Origin of the sequence: Cytophaga sp. FL35, from assembly GCF_014349235.1 — a bacterium.
Taxonomy (GTDB): Bacteria; Bacteroidota; Bacteroidia; order Flavobacteriales; family Flavobacteriaceae; genus Euzebyella.
In genome coordinates this window covers 24,683-45,459 of sequence record NZ_JACSOH010000005.1, presented here as the reverse complement: position 1 = coordinate 45,459, position 20,777 = coordinate 24,683, and the positions used below count along the sequence as shown (strand labels likewise).

General features: G+C 39.2%; 17 protein-coding genes and 1 other RNA gene. 14 read left to right on the top strand and 4 right to left on the bottom strand.

The window, feature by feature from the left end; translation table 11 throughout:
• Nucleotides 1–48 precede the first annotated feature (48 nt).
• The 12 genes from BIZ36_RS05260 to BIZ36_RS20720 all read left to right on the top strand — a co-directional run bounded on the left by BIZ36_RS05260 (nt 49) and on the right by BIZ36_RS20720 (nt 13,984).
• Nucleotides 49–1,800 (top strand): OstA-like protein, encoded by a 1,752-nt coding sequence (locus BIZ36_RS05260; protein WP_222937261.1) that lies wholly within the window; start codon nt 49–51, stop codon nt 1,798–1,800.
• Nucleotides 1,801–1,814: 14 nt separating this feature from the next.
• Nucleotides 1,815–2,996 (top strand): aspartate aminotransferase family protein, encoded by a 1,182-nt coding sequence (locus tag BIZ36_RS05255; protein ID WP_187456824.1) that lies wholly within the window; start codon nt 1,815–1,817, stop codon nt 2,994–2,996.
• A 97-nt stretch (nt 2,997–3,093) separates the two neighbouring features.
• Nucleotides 3,094–4,497, top strand: a complete 1,404-nt coding sequence (locus BIZ36_RS05250) for a tetratricopeptide repeat protein (RefSeq protein ID WP_187456823.1) — start codon at nt 3,094–3,096, stop codon at nt 4,495–4,497.
• A 90-nt stretch (nt 4,498–4,587) separates the two neighbouring features.
• Nucleotides 4,588–5,505: a polyprenyl-phosphate transporter gene (locus BIZ36_RS05245; RefSeq protein ID WP_187456822.1), complete on the top strand. Its 918-nt coding sequence runs from the start codon at nt 4,588–4,590 to the stop codon at nt 5,503–5,505.
• Nucleotides 5,506–5,511: 6 nt separating this feature from the next.
• Complete coding sequence (locus tag BIZ36_RS05240) at nt 5,512–6,525, top strand: DUF368 domain-containing protein (RefSeq protein WP_187456821.1); 1,014 nt, start codon at nt 5,512–5,514, stop codon at nt 6,523–6,525.
• Nucleotides 6,526–7,275 carry a shikimate dehydrogenase family protein gene (locus tag BIZ36_RS05235; RefSeq protein WP_187456820.1) on the top strand — a complete coding sequence of 250 codons (750 nt, stop codon included), beginning with the start codon at nt 6,526–6,528 and terminating at the stop codon, nt 7,273–7,275.
• A gap of 307 nt (nt 7,276–7,582) precedes the next feature.
• On the top strand, nt 7,583–9,640 hold the full coding sequence (locus BIZ36_RS05230; protein ID WP_187456819.1) for a DUF349 domain-containing protein: 2,058 nt from the start codon (nt 7,583–7,585) through the stop codon (nt 9,638–9,640).
• Between the two features lie 33 nt (nt 9,641–9,673).
• A complete protein-coding gene (locus tag BIZ36_RS05225; protein WP_187456818.1) occupies nt 9,674–10,513 on the top strand; it encodes a hypothetical protein in 840 nt (279 codons plus the stop codon).
• A 124-nt stretch (nt 10,514–10,637) separates the two neighbouring features.
• Complete coding sequence (locus BIZ36_RS05220) at nt 10,638–11,852, top strand: sensor histidine kinase (protein WP_187456817.1); 1,215 nt, start codon at nt 10,638–10,640, stop codon at nt 11,850–11,852.
• A gap of 38 nt (nt 11,853–11,890) precedes the next feature.
• Nucleotides 11,891–12,676, top strand: coding sequence for a PhzF family phenazine biosynthesis protein (locus BIZ36_RS05215; RefSeq protein ID WP_187456816.1), 786 nt, complete (start codon nt 11,891–11,893; stop codon nt 12,674–12,676).
• An 89-nt stretch (nt 12,677–12,765) separates the two neighbouring features.
• Entirely contained in the window at nt 12,766–13,281 is a 516-nt protein-coding gene (locus tag BIZ36_RS05210) for a DUF3124 domain-containing protein (protein WP_187456815.1), read from the top strand.
• A 274-nt stretch (nt 13,282–13,555) separates the two neighbouring features.
• The gene (locus BIZ36_RS20720) at nt 13,556–13,984 is read left to right on the top strand and encodes a hypothetical protein (RefSeq protein WP_222937259.1); all 429 of its coding nucleotides are present in this window, start codon (nt 13,556–13,558) and stop codon (nt 13,982–13,984) included.
• A 65-nt stretch (nt 13,985–14,049) separates the two neighbouring features.
• On the opposite strand, the gene rny is transcribed toward BIZ36_RS20720, so the two are convergent.
• The 4 genes from rny to BIZ36_RS05185 form a co-directional block, all read right to left on the bottom strand.
• Nucleotides 14,050–15,618, bottom strand: a complete 1,569-nt coding sequence (rny, locus tag BIZ36_RS05200) for a ribonuclease Y (protein ID WP_187456814.1) — start codon at nt 15,616–15,618, stop codon at nt 14,050–14,052.
• Nucleotides 15,619–15,666: 48 nt separating this feature from the next.
• A non-coding RNA gene (gene ssrS, locus BIZ36_RS05195) (6S RNA) lies at nt 15,667–15,776 on the bottom strand.
• A 55-nt stretch (nt 15,777–15,831) separates the two neighbouring features.
• Nucleotides 15,832–16,128: a cell division protein ZapA gene (locus BIZ36_RS05190; RefSeq protein WP_187456813.1), complete on the bottom strand. Its 297-nt coding sequence runs from the start codon at nt 16,126–16,128 to the stop codon at nt 15,832–15,834.
• Nucleotides 16,129–16,138: 10 nt separating this feature from the next.
• Nucleotides 16,139–16,429 (bottom strand): coiled-coil domain-containing protein, encoded by a 291-nt coding sequence (locus tag BIZ36_RS05185; protein WP_187456812.1) that lies wholly within the window; start codon nt 16,427–16,429, stop codon nt 16,139–16,141.
• 193 nt (nt 16,430–16,622) lie between these two features.
• Here BIZ36_RS05185 and BIZ36_RS05180 point away from each other — a divergent pair, with 193 nt between their 5' ends.
• A complete protein-coding gene (locus BIZ36_RS05180) occupies nt 16,623–18,314 on the top strand; it encodes a M23 family metallopeptidase (RefSeq protein WP_187456811.1) in 1,692 nt (563 codons plus the stop codon).
• A gap of 6 nt (nt 18,315–18,320) precedes the next feature.
• Nucleotides 18,321–20,777 carry a TonB-dependent receptor gene (locus BIZ36_RS05175; protein ID WP_187456810.1) on the top strand — a complete coding sequence of 819 codons (2,457 nt, stop codon included), beginning with the start codon at nt 18,321–18,323 and terminating at the stop codon, nt 20,775–20,777.

The window sequence follows — 20,777 nt, the reverse complement described above, 5'->3', positions numbered from 1 at the left end:
TTTTTAAGGGCTAAAAAGGCTAATTTTGTTCAAAAATTACAGAGAAAATTGAATCAGCTCTTTCGAATTCTATTTTTTTTCCTTTGCGCCATTCCCGTATTGGCCCAAAACCCAAATGCCGCTAAAGATACCACACAAAGCAGGCAAATAAATATTGTATACGGAGCCAACTTTACCAAAAACGAGGCTAAATTTCCAGGAGCATCCATCTTTAGCAAGGACAACAGGCAGGTACAGTTTGAACATCAAGGTGCAGACCTCTGGTGCGATATTGCCATTTACTATCAAAAGGAAAACCGCCTGAGAGCATTGGGAAATGTTAGACTGCAACAAGGTGACTCTATAGAACTCACCAGCGGTAAAATAAATTACGATGGCGAAACCAAATTGGCCAAAGCTTTTGAAGACGTGCTACTTGAGGCAGACCAACAGACGGGTAAGATGACCTTAAAAACTGATACCCTATATTTTGACCGTGAAAATCAGGAATCTTACTACAATAGCTCAGGGACCATTATAGATTCTACCAATACACTTACCAGTGAAATTGGAAGATATTTTATGGAGTTGAAAAAATATCAGTTTCTGGACAGTGTACATATTGATAATCCTCAGTATACCTTGGACTCAGAACGTTTGGATTACTATACCAACTCCAAGAACGCCTACATGTACGGACCTTCCACAATTACGGGAGAAAGCTATAAAATCTATTGTGAAAGAGGATTTTATGATACCAAGGTAGAAAGTGGATACGGAATTAAGAACACCCGAATAGATTACAATAACAGAATTATAGAAGGCGATAGCGTCTATTTTGACAAGGCTTCGGAATTTGCTTCGGCCACCAATAATATTGTTGTAACGGATACTGTAAACAACGGGGTTATCAAAGCCCATTACGCAGAAGTTTTTAAAGCAAAGGATTCCGTTTTCGCTACAAAAAGGGCCGTTTCCATAAGTTTGGTAGAACAAGATTCCCTATACATGCACGGAGACACCTTAATGGTTACCGGAAAGCCTCAGAACAGAATTTCCAGAGCCTTTCACAATGCTAAATTCTATAAAACAGATTTAAGCGGCAAATGTGATTCGCTTCATTTTTCGGAAAAGACCGGCATCACCCAATTGATAAAAAATCCCATTTTGTGGAATGGGGAGAATCAAATGACGGGAGACAGCATCCATTTAATTTCCAACCTAAAAACGGAGAAAATGGATTCTCTCAAGGTAATTAACAATGCTTTTATTGTTTCCTTGGACAGTATTAGTAAAACGGGGTATAATCAAGCCAAAGGAAAGGACCTTTTTGGCAAGTTTATAGATAATGAGCTCAAGGTTATAGACCTTATCAAAAATACAGAGGTGATTTACTACATGTACAATGATGAGGACCAATTAATTGGTATAGACAAAACCATTTGTAGTAAAATTAGAATTACAATGGCCAATAATGATGTGGAAGACCTTACCTTTTTTACCGATCCGGACGGTGATATATTTCCAGAAAAAGAGCTTCCCGTTGAGAGCAGAAAATTAAAAGGTTTTATTTGGCGCGGAGATGAGCGCATTATAAAAATGGAGGACATCTTTGACGAAGATGACAACAATCTTGAGCTGGTTGTAATTAGGGGTATTGACAATCCCATTGATATTGACGCAGAAGAAGCAGAGCGATCACAAAATTCCAATGATCCCATTAACGGTATTCCTCCTACTCCGGTAAAAAAAGAGCGCCCCTCTGTTACTGATAGGCCCAAACAAGTAAAGGTTACCTCTGACCCCAATCAATTTCAATAATTTTAAAAGAGGCCATGAAAGAAGATTTCTTGAAATTCCAGGCCCAAACTTCTCCACATCCGTTAGCGATGGAAGTGTCCAAGGCCAAAGGAAGCTATATTTATGATGAAAAGGGCCAACCCTATCTAGATTTTGTGGCAGGGGTTTCTGCCTGTACTTTGGGGCATTGTCACCCTAAGGTTGTTAAGGCCATACAGGAGCAGGCAGAAAAGTACATGCACGTAATGGTTTATGGAGAATATGCGCAAAGTCCGGCTGTAAATTATACCAAATTTTTGGCCTCCCTTCTTCCTCCCAATTTACAAAGTACTTATTTGGTAAACTCAGGTACCGAAGCCATTGAGGGAGCTATAAAATTAGCTAGAAGGGCCACAGGCCGTAGCGAACTCATTGCCGCCAAAAACGCCTACCATGGCAATACCATGGGCAGTTTGAGCCTTTTAGGAAAGGAAGAAAGGAAAGGCCCATTCAGGCCACTTTTACCGGATGTTTCCTTTATTAATTATAATGATGACGAAGATTTAGCTCGTATCACCTCAAAAACAGCAGGCGTTGTTCTTGAAACCATTCAAGGAGGAGGAGGATTTATTCTACCTACGGCTAACTACCTTAAAAAAGTTAGGGAACGCTGCCATGAGACTGAGGCCCTGTTAATTTTGGACGAAATACAGCCCGGCTTTGGCAGAACAGGAACATTATTTGCCTTTGAGCAGTATGAAATTGTGCCAGATATACTGGTTATTGGTAAAGGAATGGCCTCCGGAATGCCAGTAGGTGCCTTTGTGGCTTCCATAGAATTAATGTCCCACCTGCAACAGGGCCCTAAATTAGGCCATATTACAACTTTTGGCGGTAATCCGGTGATTGCAGCCGCTTCCTTGGCAACCCTTAGAGAGCTTCAGGAAACAAATATAATGTTGGAGGTATCGGAAAAGGAACAACTCTTTAGAGAACTACTACAACATGAAAATATACTGGAAATAAGAGGTAAGGGCCTAATGCTTGCACCTATTTTAAAAACGGCCGAAATGGCCAATCATGTAATATTGACATGTGCCAAAAAAGGGCTGATTTTATTCTGGTTGCAGTTTGAACCTAGAGCCCTGCGCATCTCTCCTCCCCTAACCATTTCAAAGAAAGAAATAGAGGAAGGCTGTGGCATGATACTTGAAGTTATAAATATGTATGAGCAATAAGATGTTAACTAATTTGTTAATAATATAGGCTCCAAGGGGAAAAAAAGTGCTTTTTAAAAAGGTACTTTTAATTCCATAGTTTAACCAAAACGTTCATATGGCGTTAGAATCTAACGAAAGGCCAGACCAATCCATCGCCAAGTTTGAATCAATGCTCAAAACTGACGATGTTTACTTCTTCGATGCTGAAGATTTTGAGGAAATCATCCATCATTATCTAAACAACGGCAAGATAACACTGGCAAAAAAAGCGATCCGAATTGGGCTGCAACAACACCCAGGTTCCATAGAACTCAAACTGCTAGATGTAGAGGTGCTCGTTTTTGAGAACCATCTTGATTTAGCAGAGCAGTACTTGGATGAGCTGCAAGTGTTGGATAGCAGTAATGAGGAAATTTTTATACAGCGTGCCAACATATTCTCCAAAAAAGATAACCACGAGGCCGCTGTAGAATTATTGAACCACGCCCTGAATTTAACGGACAATAGTTTTGACATCTATTCCCTTTTGGGAATGGAGTACCTCTTTATGGACGATTATAAGTTGGCCAAGGAGAGTTTCATGAGATGTGTTGATTTTGATGATCAAGACTACTCATCCCTATACAATGTTATTTACTGTTTTGAGTTTTTAGAAGACCACGACGGTGCCATTGTTTACTTGAACGATTACTTGGAAAGAAACCCGTACTGCGAGGTTGCTTGGCATCAATTGGGGAAACAGTATATTTCCAAGAATATGCTTTCAGAGGCTTTGACCGCCTTTGATTTTGCAATCATTTCAGATGACACCTTTATTGGCGCTTATTTTGAAAAAGGGAAGGTTCTCGAGAAAATGGGCAAATACAATGAGGCCATTGAAAATTACGAGACCACCATACAAATGGAAGACCCAACTTCCCATGCTTATTTGCGCATCGGAAAGTGTTATGAGCGGTTGGAAAATGATGAAATGGCCAAGTATTACTATTATCATACCGTTCATGAAGACCCTTTATTGGACAAAGGATGGTTGGCCATCACCGATTTTTATTTCAGAAAAAAGAACTACAAAAAGGCATTGTTTTATGTAAACAAGGCCTTGAATATAGATGGTGAAAATGCCCAATACTGGAAAAAATGTGCCATGATCAACGCTGCTCTGGATCGGTATGACCAAGCGGATTACTCCTACAAACAAGCGGTAGATCTGGGAAATTATGAGCTAGGCACCTGGTTGGATTGGGCCGATGTAATCAAAAAAAATGATGACATACCCGGCGCCATTCAAGTATTATCCCAAGGACAGGAATTTTATCCTGATAATGCGGAATTGAAATACAAAACCGCAGGGTTCTATCTGGAAACAAATGACACCATTAATGCCAGGATAAGCTTAATAGATGCGTTAAAAATGGACTTTAAAAAGTTAGAAGTCTTTAAGCAGCAATTTCCTCAATATGCCACCTCTGATTGGGTACGAAAAATTGTGGCTACCATTGAAAAGTCCATTAGGCAGTAACATAATCCTCGTCCAAACTGAAGTAGTAATTTAGATATTGGGCACTTACCACTATAAAAGTTTATTTTTGTTTCTGTTGAAACAAATTTCATGGAGAAAAGAAACTTTATCCAATACCTTATAGTTACTCTTAAAGGTATGGCCATGGGTGCTGCAGATGTAGTTCCTGGTGTATCTGGTGGTACCATCGCTTTTATTTCGGGTATTTATGAAGAGTTGATAACTTCTATAAACAATGTAGACCTTTCCCTTTTCAAAACCTTAAAGGAGCAAGGTCTAAAGTCCGCTTGGAACCAGCTAAACGGTAATTTTCTACTGGCCCTATTTATTGGCATAGGAATAAGCGTACTTTCATTGGCCAAACTGGTAAGTTGGCTATTAGAAAACAAACCCATTCTCATTTGGTCTTTTTTCTTTGGATTGGTCATAGCCAGCATACTTTTGGTAGGGAAAGAGGTAAAAAAATGGAACGCCACAACTATTTTCTTTTTGATTTTAGGGGCATGCGTTGCCTATTACATAACCATATTACCCCCGTCAGGGAGTGTAGATAGCCTTCCATTTCTTTTCTTATCGGGAGCGCTAGCTATTTGCGCCATGATATTGCCAGGTATTTCCGGAGCATTTATTCTTGTGCTTTTAGGTTCCTACAAAACCATTATCGATGCGGTTCACAATATGGATATCAAGGTGATTGCAGTAGTTGGTGCAGGGGCCATTTTTGGATTGCTAAGTTTCGCCAAATTGCTTAAATGGATGTTCAACAATCACAAAAATCTCACACTGGCCCTACTAACTGGTTTTATAATTGGGTCCCTCAATAAAATCTGGCCTTGGAAAAGAGTATTGGAAACCAGGACCATTGGCGAAAAAATCATTACGATCGATGAAAATGTATCCCCATTTAGCTTTCAAGGGGACAATCAGTTGGTAATTGCTATTATTGCGGCCCTTGTGGGCTTTCTGCTCATTTTTCTTTTAGAGCGAACCGCTGCCAAAAAAGAATAGTGATTCATGTACGAGCCTCGCAGCATACAGGATAAGTTTTTTCTGGTCATTAAAGGCCTATGCATGGGAGCTGCCAATAAGGTACCTGGGGTTTCCGGAGGCATTGTGGCCTTTGTTGCCGGTTTTTATGAAGAGTTTATTTATTCACTTCAAAAGGTAAACGGTAAAGCCTTCAAATTACTTTTTAATGGTAGGTTCAAGAGCTTTTACAGATACATTAACGGCTCCTTTCTATCCTTGCTCATTTTTGGGATGCTTGTAAGTTACTTTAGCGTCTCTAAAATTTTGGATTATTTTCTGGAACAAAAGGAACTATATGTATGGGCGGGATTTTTTGGAATGATCTTAGGGTCTATTTATTATATTTCAAAAGATTATGAACACTGGAACCGCAAAACCATTATTGCAGGACTTATCGGTCTTTTTGTAGGTATTTCAATTAGTTTTCTAAGTCCCGCAAAAGAAAACGATAATCTGTTATTTATTTTTCTTTGCGGTATGATCAGTGTATCCGGGATGACCTTACCCGGATTGTCCGGATCTTTTATTTTGATTCTTTTAGGCAACTACGTGCTGCTATTGGTAGATTCTGTGAATGCACTGTACGATACGTGTGCTGAAATTTTGACGGGAGACTTTGGTTTTGTAAAAAACCAAGAACGATTGGACACCCTTGTCATTCTTGCGGTTTTCACTACCGGTTCTGCTGCCGGCCTTGTCAGTCTATCGCACCTGCTAAGCTACGTTCTAAAACACTATAAACATATTACTACAGCTGTTATCATTGGTTTTATCACCGGTTCTCTTGGCACTGTTTGGCCGTGGAAAAGAACCATTTTTAAAACGGATGAGCAAGGGGTAAATATCCTGGACTCCAACGGAAAGGAAATCATTGTAAATTATGAACGGTACTTTCCTAAAATAGACCTAGCCGAAACTTGGTGGGCCATTTTTTTTGTTCTTGTTGGTATAGGTATTTTATTGGGCCTGGATTGGTACGGAAAAAATAGAAAATCATAAATGACAAAACACAATCATAGATTTGGTCTTGTAGGCAAAAACATTTCTTATTCCTTTTCAAGGGGATATTTCAAGGATAAATTTGAAAAGCTAGGATTATCCGGTCATAGCTACGAAAATTTTGATTTGCAAGCTGCGAATGAATTTCAGAGCCTTCTAAAAAATAACATGGATTTAAAAGGTTTGAACGTGACCATTCCCTATAAGCAAAATGTTATCCCCTATCTTAAGGAACTCACTCCCCAGGCTAAAGAAATTGGTGCCGTAAATACCATTCAGTTTTCAAAAAATGGCCTTATTGGCCATAATACGGATGCCTACGGATTTGAAAACTCCATCAAACCATTTTTACAACCGCAACATACCAAAGCCCTAATATTGGGAACAGGAGGAGCTTCTAAAGCAGTGGCTTTTGTACTTGATCAATTACAAATTGAAAGAAAATATGTTTCCAGAAAAAGGGATGTGGGCAAATTATCCTATGACGATTTGGATATAGAGGTTATAAAAAAGTATACGGTCATTATCAATTGTACTCCTTTGGGCACGTTCCCTGATGTGGAAGCCAAACCCAATATCCCGTATAAGGGAATTACACAGAACCATTTGTTGTTCGATCTCATCTATAACCCTTCGGAAACTGCTTTTTTAAAGGAGGGAAAGAAACGCGGCGCCCAAATTTGCAATGGTTTAAGAATGTTGGAACTTCAAGCGGACAGAGCTTGGGAAATTTGGCAGGAAACTTTTTAACCTACCTCTCCCAAACCACAAATTCCGCTTGTTCAATACCATCACTTGTCTAAAAGAAATCGCAATTAATTCTTAGTGGATTTACCTTAAAACCTGCTTTCTTAAAATAGTCTTATAACCTTTGTACTTTATTAGGTTGTTAGTATCTTACCATTAAATAGGCTAGCTAAACAAACCTAAGGGCAAATAAATAATGTACTGAAAATCAAACTATATGATTTTCACCAAAGCCTTGGAAGCAAACAAAGGTGACTTTATTCCAAAACGGATTAGAAGAATATAGGGCACCTACAAAACAAGAACGATCATGTCTGAAGACAAAAAACTTCAAGAGAACACCACCCAAAATGAAAAGGAAGAAACCAGAGGTATTTCTGCTACGGGTGATGAAGGCACCAAGGTTGAGGAAACTCCTACAACTGAAGAAAATATCTCAAACGATGTAGCTTCGCACTCCAAAAACACTCCAGAAGGCAGTAAGGAAGAAGAAAGAGAAACTGTGGAAGAAAAGGATGAGGACGTTCTCAATGAAATTGATGAAAATAACGCAGAAGACGCTGAGGATAGCGATAATGAACACAGGCATACCATTCCCATATTGGACTACCACTCCATGTCCATGGAAAATTTGGTAGGAGAACTTCAGCGATTGGTCCGAAATGAAAAAGTACAGGCCATAAAAAAACATGTGGATGGTATAAAATCGGAGTTCGATTTAAAATTTCAGGATTTTATAGATGAAAAGAAGGAGGATTTTATTTCCAATGGAGGCAATGAAATAGACTTTAGATACAATTCGGTTACCAAAAGACAATTTAATGAAGTCTATACGGATTACCGCGAAAAGAGAAATCAATACTATAAAAACCTGGAAAAGGATTTAAAGGCCAATCTTAACAAAAGACTGGAAATTATTGAAGAACTAAAGGGGTTGGTGAACGTAGAAGAGGATATGAACACTACCTACAAAAACTTTAAGGATTTACAGGAACAATGGAGGAATGCTGGCCCAATTCCCAGAAATAACTACAATGATGTATGGCGAACCTACCAGCATCATGTGGAAATATTTTACGATTTCCTACATCTTAACAGAGAATTGCGCGACCTGGATTTTAAGCACAACCTTGCCGAAAAGGAAAAACTGGTACAACAGGCCGAAGCATTGGCAACGGAGCCAGACCTGAACAAGGTTTTTAGAGAATTGCAGATTCTCCATAAAATCTGGAAAGAGGATATAGGCCCTGTGGGCCAAGAACATAGAGAAGCAATTTGGGAGCGCTTTAGCAATGCTACCAAGGTTCTGCACCAAAGAAGACAAGACCATTATAAGGAACAGGACGCCCTATTTGAAAAGAACTGGGAGAAGAAGCAGGAAATTATCAAGTCTATTAGGCAAATAGCAGAAAATACGGCCAATAATCATAGAGGTCTACAGCAGCAAATAAAAAAAGTAGAGGAGTTTCGTGAAAACTTCTTTGCAGCCGGGAAAGTTCCTAGAAATAAAAATGAAAAAACCTGGGCTTCCTTTAAGGATGCTGTAAGGTCTTTTAATCGGAATAAAAACAGCTATTATAAAAACCTCAAAAAAGACCAACAAGAAAACCTTCAGAAAAAGAGGGAGTTATTGGATTTGGCGATTTCATTAAAAGACAGCGAGGATTGGGATAGTACCACCCAAGAAATGAAGCGCATCCAAAGTGAATGGAAGAAAATTGGGCATGTTCCCAGAAAGTACTCTGATAAGATTTGGAAAGAATTTAAAAACGCTTGTAACCATTATTTTGACAGGCTCCATGCCCTTAAAAATAAAGGTGCAGCGGAAGAGGAGGAAAATTATAGGAAAAAAGAGGAATGCCTCAACCGTCTTAAGGATGTTCAATTGAGCGGAGATAGGGAAAAGGATATTTTGGTACTTAAGGAATTTATTGCCGAATGGAAAAACTACGGCAGGGTTCCATTTAGGAAGAAAAATATTGACCAGAAATTCAATAAGATTTTGGATGCCATGTTCAAGAAATTGAAAGTAAGCAGACAAGATGCTGAATTATTGAAATACGGTAATAAAGTTCAGGAACTGGCAGATTCAGAAAATGTAAGGGCCATTCAAAATGAACGAAGTTTTATCCGTAAGAAAATAGAGGAAATCAAAGGAGAAATCCGTCAATTGGAAAATAACCTTCAGTTTTTCTCCAATGCCAGTGAAGACAACCCATTAGTGCAAGATGTAGTAAAAAGGGTCAATAGCCATAAAGAGTCTTTGACCACATGGAAAGCAAAACTTAAAAAGCTCAACATCATGGAAAACAGTCTTCATAGGGAGGCTGAAAGTGATGATGAGTCTACCGACGATTCCGAAGAATAAAATTAACCGAGCATTTTAAAACCCATTATTTATATGTATTCCATTGTTAGAACCTTCGTTGTTTTTGCTGTTGTCATTTGTGGATTTCAGAATGCGCTCAAAGCCCAAGAAGATCGTTTTAACAAGGAGAAAGATTTGTTATTAGGTCACTTTGACTGTAAAACAGATGTGGATGACCTGCACACAGTAGCGGCCTTTAAAAGTTTGATGCTTCAACCTGATTATACAAGTATTAAATATCACGCAGTTGCAGGTACCTACGGTGAACAAGAAGGGCTGTATGTGCCGCCCAATAGCCTTTTTAAAATGGCCTTTGGGAATAATTGGACCGATGCGCATAAGGATTTTGAAAAGGCCGTAGCAAAGGTTAATAAGTTGGTCAAAAAAACATTGGACAATGGAGGCAGGGTTTGGATTGCCGAAGCCGGTCAATCAGATTTTTCTGCGGCCCTAATGAAAGCGGTGGCCAAAGAAGATCCACGCTTAAGTTTAAAAGATCATTTTCATATTGTACAGCATAGTGACTGGAATGAAAAAGTAACCAATCCCCAAGCGCTGGAATATGTAAAGAACAAGGCTACCTATCATAAAATTCCCGATGGCAATGCTGTTGGAAATGGCACCCCGGGCTTTAGAAGCGAAACCTTTACAGATTGGGATCATCATATTAATAATCCGGACCTTCTTAAATTGTGGGAGCACGCCATTGAATTAGGACTGCAATATAATGGCGTTGAGGGCAGATATAATAATGAGGCGGTTGCCAAAGGCGGCGTTGATTTCTCAGACCTATCAGAAGTTTGTTGGCTGCTTGGCATAGAAAACATCAAAGACGCCAATAAATTTTTTAATCTTTTTCTTACAAAAAATTAAGAATACCCACAATAATCTTTCTTTCGTTTTCGTTTAAAGTGTTTAATGTTCGTAGTAAACGGACTTAAATGAAAGTTCCCCAATAATTTTCATTTGAGAGTAACATCATTAAACCATTTAATAGATGATCAAACCAACTATTCCTGCAAATGAGGAAGAGAGACTAAAGGCACTTCAAAGCTTTCATATTCTAGATACATTGGCCGAGGATGAATATGATGCCATTACCCGGATTGCCGCTGATATTTGCGACACTCCAATGGCCCTTGTATCCTTGGTTGATGAGCAGCGGCAATGGTTTAAATCACATTTTGGTATTGATGCTACCGAAACCCCGCGCGATTTGGCATTTTGCGCACATGCCATTAATGACCCCGACAACTTACTTGTGGTACCCGATGCAAAAGCAGATGAGCGCTTTAGCGATAATCCGCTAGTGATTGGCGGCCCAAAAGTACAGTTCTATGCAGGTGCTCCTTTAAACACAAAAGATGGCTTTTCCATAGGAACGCTTTGCGTGATCGATACAAAACCAAGGGAACAGTTTACCACTAAACAATATGAAGCCCTACGGTTCTTGGCCAATCAAGTTATGGCGCAGCTAGAACTAAGACGCCAGAATTATTTACAACTTGTCACTAATAAAGAACTTCAAGCCAAAAATGATCAATTAAAGCATTTCACCTATCGTATGGCCCATGATATGAAAACGCCTTTACACGGTATTACGTCATTGGTAGGTTTTATGAAGGAAGATTACCTGCACCTCTTAAAGAATACGGAGATTCCAGAATGGTTAGATACTATTGAAGAACGTATCTATTATATGGAGTCAATGATTAGGGGAATAACTCAATACATAAAAATTACCAATGCCGAAGTTTGCTTTGAGAAGTTTGCACCTCAAAAAAAGATTGAACTAATAGCGAAGGAAGTAGACGCAGCGAATAAAATAAAGATTGTTTTTGACAACTTTGGTACAGAAATCAATCACTCCCTCCCCGGTTTTGAACAAATTTTTAGAAATCTCCTTCAAAACTCCCTTAAATTCTGTGAAGACCCAATTAATGTTTGGATAGGGTTCAAAGAGGACCAGGACTTTTATCAATTTACATTTGAGGACAACGGAGAAGGAATACCGGAAAAATACTGGCATAAGGTTTTTGTTATGTTCGAAACGCTTCACAAATCGGGCCCCAAGGACACTGGAATTGGTTTGGCAACAAGCAAAAGTATTGTAGAAAGACTTGGAGGGGTCATTACTTTAGGCCATAGACCAAATGGAGATAAAGGTGTCTATTTTCATTTTACATTGTTAAAAGAGAATTTGTTTACATAGGAGCTTTATGTACCTTGGGTGCTTATAAGTTAGACTTCATGAAGCTAAGACTATTCCAAGTTGATGCCTTTACCGATAAAGTCTTCGGAGGTAATCCTGCGGCGATCTGTCCATTAAAAGAATGGTTAGAAGACCAGCTTATGCAGAAAATAGCCATGGAGAATAATTTGGCGGAAACTGCATTCTATGTTCCTAAACAAGATCACTTTGAAATTAGATGGTTTACACCTACTACTGAGGTTGACCTCTGTGGTCACGCCACTCTGGCTGCGGCTTACGTTTTATTTTATTTGGAAGGTTATTCTAAAGACCAGATCAAATTTATTTCTCCAAGAAGTGGCCAACTACTCGTAGAAAAGCGAGAGGATATGCTTAGTATGAACTTCCCTGCGGACGAACTGGAGAAAATATCCTTATCGGATGACTTAAAAAAATGCTTTCAGTTAGAGGCAAAAGAAGCCTATGAAGGAAAAACCGATTTTGTCTTGGTATTTGATTCTGAAGAAGAAATCGCAACCCTACAGCCCGAACTGGAAAGCATCCAAAAGTTGAATGCCCGTGGAGTCATTGCTACCGCAATAGGTAGCTCCGTAGATTTTGTATCACGTTTTTTTGCACCTCAATCAGGGATTAATGAAGACCCGGTTACAGGCTCCGCACATACCACCTTGACCCCTCTTTGGCACCAAAAAACCGGCAAAACGGAATTTAATGCTAAACAACTATCGGCAAGAGGTGGTGATTTACAATGTACCTTGTTGGAAAACCGAGTAGAAATGCGTGGAAAATGTCAATTATTCCTCACAGGACACATTCATATATAATCTAGTATCAAGCTTTTTTGATTTCAGGGACCTCGTATTTATAAGGTTTAAATTGGTAGATTTGAAATACCAATTTAAATCCCAAACAAATGAGAATTTTTTCGGTTGCTCTTCTGTTTTCCATATTTCTGTCCTCTTGTAATTTTGAAGAAAAAAAAGAGGTGAGCTCCATAAACCCCGAAAACTGGTCCAAAAGAAAAGTGGATGTAAGCTCTTTGGATAGTCTCGAATATGGAAAATCTTACTTATCCATCTATTCCCAAATTTATAGCCTTTCGGAGCATAAAACGCATAATCTCACGGCCATGGTAAGTATGCGAAATACCAGCGATCAAGATACCATCTATCTTTTAAAAGCTGAATATTTTGATACCCATGGAAAATTGGTTCGTACGTATTTTAACCATCCCTTGTATCTTGCCCCTATGGAAACCACTGAAATAATTATAGACGAGGTGGACGTAGAAGGGGGCACGGGTTCCAATTTTCTATTTGAATGGAAAAAACCTCTAAATACACCAGAACCCCTGTTTGAAGGCGTCATGAATTCTACCGTAGGACAACAAGGGCTTTCGTTTACTACGCAATCCAAAAGGATAAAGTAAGTGAAAATTGTTTCATGGAATTGTAATGGTGCCTTAAGGAAGAAATTCCATGAACTAGTAAAACTGAACGCGGACATATACATTATCCAAGAATGTGGAAATCCGATTAATTACCCCAACACTCCCTATGAATTATGGGGAGCTAACCACCTCTGGATAGGAGATTCAAGAAACTAAGGGTTTAGGAATTTTCGCAAGAAGAGACATTGATTTATTACCGCTTAATTGGTCAGACTATTACAGTGACCACCAAGTAAAGCTATTTCTTCCTTGCTTGGTCAATAACGATTTTCAATTATTAGGGGTATGGACAAAACAAAACAGTTCCCCTAATTTTGGTTATATAGGTCAGTTCTGCAAATATCTGCAGATAAATCTACCTAAATTAAACAAGATTTTAATAGCCGGCGATTTTAATAGCAATAAAAAATGGGACCAATGGGATCGTTGGTGGAATCATACAGATGTTGTTCGCCAACTCAAAGAAAAAGGAATTGAAAGCCTGTATCATACCTATTATCAAGAAAAACAATCAGAAGAAAGGATACCTACTTTTTACCACCATAAAAACCCTGAAAAGCCATACCACATAGATTACTTTTTTGGGTATCCTTGTTTTCAATCTATGGGAAGCTTTTCCATTGGCAAACCTACTAATTGGCTACATTTAAGTGATCACATGCCGCTTGTATTAGACCTCTAAATCATTCCTCAAGATAAAAAAAAAGACCGCGATTGCGGTCTTTTCATTTTGTACCTAGTAAATGCTTATTTGGCAACGTTTACCGAACGGGTTTCCCTGATCACGGTAACTTTCACTTGCCCCGGATAGGTCATATCAGTTTGGATTTTTTGAGAAATTTCAAACGAAAGCTGGGCCGCTTTTTCATCGTTTACTTTTTCACTTTCCACTATTACCCTAAGTTCCCTACCAGCTTGTATAGCATAGGCCTTTTGGACCCCTCCAAAGCCAAAGGCTATATCCTCCAAATCCTTTAATCGTTGGATATAGGAATCCAATACTTGTCTACGAGCACCTGGCCTTGCTCCACTAATCGCATCACAAACTTGAACAATGGGCGCAATCAAGGTTTTCATTTCAATTTCATCATGGTGGGCACCAATGGCATTGCATACGTCTGATTTTTCACCGTATTTTTCTGCCCATTGCATACCTAAGATGGCGTGAGGAGTTTCTACCTCAGCCTCTGTATTAGGAACCTTACCAATATCATGCAATAAACCGGCACGTTTGGCCAATTTAGGGTTCAGACCTAATTCAGCTGCCATTACACCGCAAAGTTTGGCTACCTCCCTAGAGTGTTGCAATAGGTTTTGACCATAGGATGAACGGTATTTCATTCTACCCACGGCCCGTACCAATTCTGGGTGCAATCCATGAATACCCAAATCAATAACGGCACGTTTACCAACCTCCACAATTTCCTGCTCAATCTGCTTTTCTGTTTTCTTGACAATTTCTTCAATTCTAGCAGGGTGGATCCTTCCATCTGTCACTAGCTTATGTAGTGACAACCGAGCTACCTCCCTCCTAACCGAGTCAAAACAAGAGAGTATAATTGCTTCAGGGGTATCATCTACTATAATCTCTACACCCGTTGCAGATTCCAAAGCCCTAATATTTCGTCCTTCCCTACCAATAATCCTACCCTTAACATCATCGGATTCCAAATTGAAAACGGAAACGCAGTTCTCCACCGCTTCTTCCGTACCAATTCTTTGAATGGTATTAATAACAATTTTCTTGGCCTCCTGCTGGGCAGTAAGTTTAGCTTCTTCCAAGGTTGTCTGGATATAAGCCATAGCGTCCGTTTTAGCGGTTTCCTTCAAGGACTCCAGCAACTGACCTTTGGCCTCATCCGCAGAGAGCCCGGAAATGACCTCTAATTGTTGAACTTGATTTCTATGGAGCTTATCCAGTTCTGTTTGTTTCTTCTCAAAGAATTCTTCCTTATGGTTCAACTCCTTTAGCTTGGAATCCAACTGTTGGTTCAGCTTTTTGTTTTTGGCCAATTCACTGCTCACCTGTGATTCTTTATCACGGGTACGCTTTTCGGCTTCGTTTATTTTCTTGTCCTTGCTAACAATTACTTTCTCATGCTCTGCCTTGAGTTCCAAAAATTTTTCTTTGGCTTGAAAGATTTTGTCCTTTTTAATGTTTTCCCCTTCCGTTTTGGCATCCTTTAGAATGGCCTCGGCCTTGTTTTTGGCTTCGGAAAGGGTCTTGGAAGCTTTTCCCTTTTCCAAAAATTTAGCTATCGCAAAGCCAATGACGATACCTACGATTGCTGCTATTATTAGTGTTGCAATATCCATATACTTAATATTTAATATAAAAAAACCCACATTGGAGAAGTTTTGTACAAACTCCTAAAAACAGGTTTAGGGCTAACAGGCTGCTCAAGGATCCTTATACTAGTAAGGCCTGCTTTTACAACCTAAACTCACCCTTTTTAAACAAATTAACGTTGAGTTTGTCAAAAGATAGTACCAATGTGGGCAGTAACTTTATGCTATTTTAAAGAACGTTTACTTTACACCAAGCTTAGATGCAACCAATTGTTCCAGAGATTTTAAACGCTCCGTAGCCTCTTGGTTGTTTTCGGTTTGATCAATGCCCCGCTGTTCTATTTTAGAGGCAAACTGTAAAGCGCACATAGCCAATACATCTTGCTTGTCCCTAACGGCGTAACTCTGTTCAAACTTTTTTGCCAATTGCTCAATATTCTTGGCCGCTTTTCGCAAGCCTTCTTCCTGGCTTGGGTCTATGGTCAAGGGATAAACTCGATCCGCAATGGAGAGCTTTATTTTGAGCTTTTCTGACATTTTGATTTTATTATTCCGAAAGTTGGGCTATACAATGGTCCAACTCCCTTATCAAAGCATTTATCTTAAGCTTAGCTTCTGTCTTATCTGTATTACTGCCAAACATCGAGTCCGCTAGTTTAAGTGAATTATATTTTTCCTCCCAAAAGGAAACGGATTCCAAAACCTTTTCCCGGTCATTTTTTAGGGAATTTAGTTCTTCTTCCAATCTGGTATTTGTCTGTTGGAGCAACTCCATCTTATGCAGTAACTTGCTGATTTTGTTCTCCAAAGAGTCGACAACCTGTACCAATTCACTCATAATTTCAAACGCGATGCATTTTACACAAAGTTAACATACCTAATACTTCCTAGCAATTCTTTTTTCAAATAATGTTGAAGTAATACTTTAACAAGTTTATTTACGTTGAAACTCAGTGGACTTAGCATTTTTATGAATTTGATTTTTCAAGTTTACAATACGTTTGGCTAATTTCGTATTTCTTTAAAAGATTATGGGCAAATCTATTTTACTACTACTTTTTTGTTTTTGTATTATCGTCAACGCACAGGAAAACTATCCTCAGGACGCTTTTAGGTCCCCAATGGATATTCCTATTATACTAGCCGGTACATTTGGAGAGCTACGCTCTAACCATTTTCATTCCGGTATAGACATTAAGACCAAACAAAGGGAAGGTCTACCAATTTACGCTATTGGTGATGGTAGTGTTACCCGAATAAAGGTCTCCCACTGGGGTTATGGAAAAGCTCTTTATGTTGCACACCCAAATGGTTATACCTCTGTGTACGGACACCTTCAAAAGTTTGGACCAGAAATTGAGGAATACATCAAAAAAGTGCAATATGAGAAAAAATCATATGAGGTAGAGGTATTTCCCAAATACGGGGAACTAAAAGTTACCAAAGGTAACGTAATAGCCTACGGTGGAAATACAGGCGGCTCATCTGGCCCACACCTTCACTTTGAAATTCGGAGTAGCATTTCAGAAAAACCTACCAATCCACTACTGTACGGTTTTGAGGTGAGGGATGCCACCAATCCTACTTTGGAAAAAATATATGGGTATGCATTATCTGATGATGCCGTGGTGAACCAGAGTAAGGAACCTATTGAAATCAGTTTTAAAAAACAGGCAGACGGTACCTTTCTGGCCCAAAAAGTAAACGCCTCAGGAACCATTGGTTTTGGCTTTATAGGGTATGACCGCCAAGATTTGGCGGCCAACCGTAATGGGGTGTATTCCGTTCAGCAATTAGTAAATGGTACCACCTATACTGATTATGATTTAGAGAGTTTTTCTTTTTCCGAAACACGTTTACTGAATACTTTAATTGATTACGACCGCTATGGCAGATATCGCCAAAGGGTACAAAGACTTTTCAAGGCTCCGGGAAATAAACTAAGTATTTATAATACCATCTATAATGATGGAAAAATAGATATTAGGGAAGGACTAAGTTATCAGGTAGAATTGGTTATAAAGGACTTTGAAGGCAATATTACCAAAGCGATAATTCCCGTAGAAGGTAAAAAAGAAGCGGTGGTTGTTGAGAAAGATGAAGAGAAAACGGAAAATTACGTCATAGCCAAAAAACCCAACAATTATGATTTGGTTGGTGCCAAGGTTTATTTTCCGGCCAATACTTTCTATGACAATTTTTATATCGAACTAGAAAAAGGGGAAGACACGGTAACCATACATAACAGCCGAGTAGCCGCCCATAGAAATTTTACCATCACCTTTGATGTTGAAAAATATAGTGCCGATGAACGTAACCAAATGTTCATAGCCAGATTGGATAGCAGATTAAGACCGCATTACTCCTCCACCTATAAAAGAGGAAATACCTTTACCACCCGTACCCGCAATTTGGGCACCTATACGCTGGCAAAGGATACAGTTGCCCCAACCATTAGACCCAAAAACTTTAAAGACCAAAAATGGTTGAGTAATTACCATTATTTAAGCGTTCATATTTCCGATGACCTTAGCGGCGTAGATACCTACTCCGCTACCATTAACGGTAAGTGGATTTTAATGGAATATGAACCTAAGACCAATACCTTGACCTATAATTTTGACGATGTAATCCTCGACCAAAAGGAATGCAACCTAGAAGTTATTGTCACGGACAATGTGGGTAATACCAGTACATTCAAAAGCACGTTTTTTAGAAAATAATACTTCTTGAAGTGGCAAGCATCGGTTCTTTTATATTTGCTGACATTATTTGTCTCGGTCGGTTATGCCCAAAAAGCGAACCTTACAGGAATTGTTACCAACGAACTTGAGGAGCCACTTTCAGATGTATCTGTACATGTTGGAAACCAAGGTACTGTAACGGACCCCAACGGATTTTACATTTTGGAAGTACCGGCGGACCGCTCCATAATTGTAGAATTTTCACATGTGGGATATAAGTCCGCTCAACTGAACGAACTTATTCTCAACACCAATGAAACATTTGAGTTTAACCCTGTTCTCAAAGAGAACATTACCCAAATTTCCGAAGTAACCGTCAGTTCTTTAGGACGAAAAAAGATTGAGGGTATTACAACTATCTCTCCTGAAGTCATTAGAAAAATCCCAGGTGCCAATGCCGGTGTAGAAAACCTATTGAAACTACTGCCAGGAGTTACATCCAACAATGAATTAAGTACACAATACAGCGTTAGAGGGGGCAATTATGATGAAAACTTGGTCTACATCAATGGCATTGAAGTTTACAGACCTTTCCTAATACGGTCCGCACAACAGGAGGGACTTAGTTTTGTGAATAGCGACATGGTTCAAAATGTAGCGTTTTCCTCTGGCGGATTTCAGGCAAAGTATGGAGATAAATTATCCTCCGTTTTGGACATTACTTATAAAAACCCAAACGATTTTGACACTCAATTAGACCTTAGTTTCTTGGGTGCTTCCGCCACGGTAGAAACGGCTTCAGCGAATAAAAAATTTGGTTCTATCAACGGTCTACGTTACAGAAACAACAGCCTATTGGTGAACAGCACCCAAACGGAAGCTAATTTCACTCCCGTTTTCATAGATTTTCAAACCTATAGTAATTATAAGTTCAGCCATAAGTTCCATCTAAGTTTTCTTGGTAATATCTCCGTGAACGATTACCAAAATGAGCCCTTAAGCCGTTCAACTACCTTTGGTACCATTAATGACCCTAGAACACTTAACGTCTTCTACGAAGGAAGGGAAAACAACCAATATAAAACTACTTTTGGCGCCCTAAAGTCCACTTACTTTACCAACAATCAAACCATTGTACATTTTACAAGCTCTGTGTACCACACACAGGAAGAAGAATACAGCGATGTAATAGCAAGTTACGCTTTGTCGCCTTTAGAAATTGGCGAATCTGGAGGGGCGTCTTCACCACGAGGCAATGGCAGTCAATTTAAAAGAGCTAGAAATGATTTGGATGCCGTAATAGTAAATATTGGACATACAGGAAGTCATATTAAAGTAGAAAAGAAATTAAGTTGGGGGCTAAAATTTACCCATGAAAATATAAGGGATCAAATTAGGGAATCGGAATTTTTAGACTCTTTGGGTTATTCCGTGCGGCCTCCGCTGACGGAATTTCGTAATAACCAACCCTATGAACCCTTTGAAGCTCCTTTGGTACCCTTTACAGGTATTTATGCCAGAAACTACGTTAATACCAACAGGGTCTCCGGTTTTATCCAATTCAGCAATAGAATAACCTTCAATTCCCATGAGTTTTATTACAATGCCGGCCTTCGCTCTCAATATTGGCATATAGGCGGTCAAAGTCTAAATAGTGCGTCCCACTTCATATGGAGCCCAAGGTTTCAACTAGCATTAAAGCCCAATTGGAGTAAAGATATGCTTTTTAGACTGTCCGGTGGGGTGTACCAACAACCTCCATTTTATAGGGAACTCAGAGATTTTAACGGTAACGTTCATCCAGAAACAAAAGCTCAAAAGTCCGTGCATTGGGTAGCCAGCAATGAATATTCCTTTACTTGGTGGAACCGGCCATTTCATTTGAGTAGTGAACTATACTACAAAGACCTATCTCAAGTAAACACCTATACGTTAGATGATGTTAGGATTAGATATGTGGCCAATAACAATGCTACCGCCTATGTATACGGTGCAGACGTAAGAATACAAGGAGCTTTTGTACCAGGCACGGAATCTTGGTTGAGCCTTGGGTTTTTAAGAACGGAAGAAAACAGCAACAATCGGGGATATATTGCCAGACCTACGGACCAACGCTTTAAACTAGGCATTCTCTACCAAGATTACATTCCCCAAGTACCCAATTTTAAGATGTATCTTAACTTGGTTTATAATACCGGAGTTCCTGGTGGTTCTCCCAGTTATACAGACCCCTATAATTACCAGAGCAGATTACGGGATTATAAGCGTGCCGATTTAGGAATTTCCTATATTTTTGCCGATGGTAATAAAAGTTACCCCAAAGGACATTGGCTCCATAAATTTGAGGAGTTAAGTGCCGGCTTGGAACTTTTTAATATGTTCAACATCCAAAATTCCATTACCAATACTTGGGTGAGGGACGTAGAAAGTAAAAACCAATACGCCATTCCTAATTTTATGACGGGGAGGGTATTGAACTTAAGAGTACGAATGCGTTTTTAG

Coding starts and splice junctions, on each gene's coding strand:
- BIZ36_RS05220 (WP_187456817.1), top strand. CDS start 10,638: ATGATCAAACCAACTATTCCTGCAAATGAGGAAGAGAGACTAAAGGCA.
- BIZ36_RS05250 (WP_187456823.1), top strand. CDS start 3,094: ATGGCGTTAGAATCTAACGAAAGGCCAGACCAATCCATCGCCAAGTTT.
- BIZ36_RS05185 (WP_187456812.1), bottom strand. CDS start 16,429: ATGAGTGAATTGGTACAGGTTGTCGACTCTTTGGAGAACAAAATCAGC.
- BIZ36_RS05180 (WP_187456811.1), top strand. CDS start 16,623: ATGGGCAAATCTATTTTACTACTACTTTTTTGTTTTTGTATTATCGTC.
- BIZ36_RS05245 (WP_187456822.1), top strand. CDS start 4,588: ATGGAGAAAAGAAACTTTATCCAATACCTTATAGTTACTCTTAAAGGT.
- rny (WP_187456814.1), bottom strand. CDS start 15,618: ATGGATATTGCAACACTAATAATAGCAGCAATCGTAGGTATCGTCATT.
- BIZ36_RS05230 (WP_187456819.1), top strand. CDS start 7,583: ATGTCTGAAGACAAAAAACTTCAAGAGAACACCACCCAAAATGAAAAG.
- BIZ36_RS05235 (WP_187456820.1), top strand. CDS start 6,526: ATGACAAAACACAATCATAGATTTGGTCTTGTAGGCAAAAACATTTCT.
- BIZ36_RS05190 (WP_187456813.1), bottom strand. CDS start 16,128: ATGTCAGAAAAGCTCAAAATAAAGCTCTCCATTGCGGATCGAGTTTAT.
- BIZ36_RS05255 (WP_187456824.1), top strand. CDS start 1,815: ATGAAAGAAGATTTCTTGAAATTCCAGGCCCAAACTTCTCCACATCCG.
- BIZ36_RS05225 (WP_187456818.1), top strand. CDS start 9,674: ATGTATTCCATTGTTAGAACCTTCGTTGTTTTTGCTGTTGTCATTTGT.
- BIZ36_RS05210 (WP_187456815.1), top strand. CDS start 12,766: ATGAGAATTTTTTCGGTTGCTCTTCTGTTTTCCATATTTCTGTCCTCT.
- BIZ36_RS05215 (WP_187456816.1), top strand. CDS start 11,891: ATGAAGCTAAGACTATTCCAAGTTGATGCCTTTACCGATAAAGTCTTC.
- BIZ36_RS05240 (WP_187456821.1), top strand. CDS start 5,512: ATGTACGAGCCTCGCAGCATACAGGATAAGTTTTTTCTGGTCATTAAA.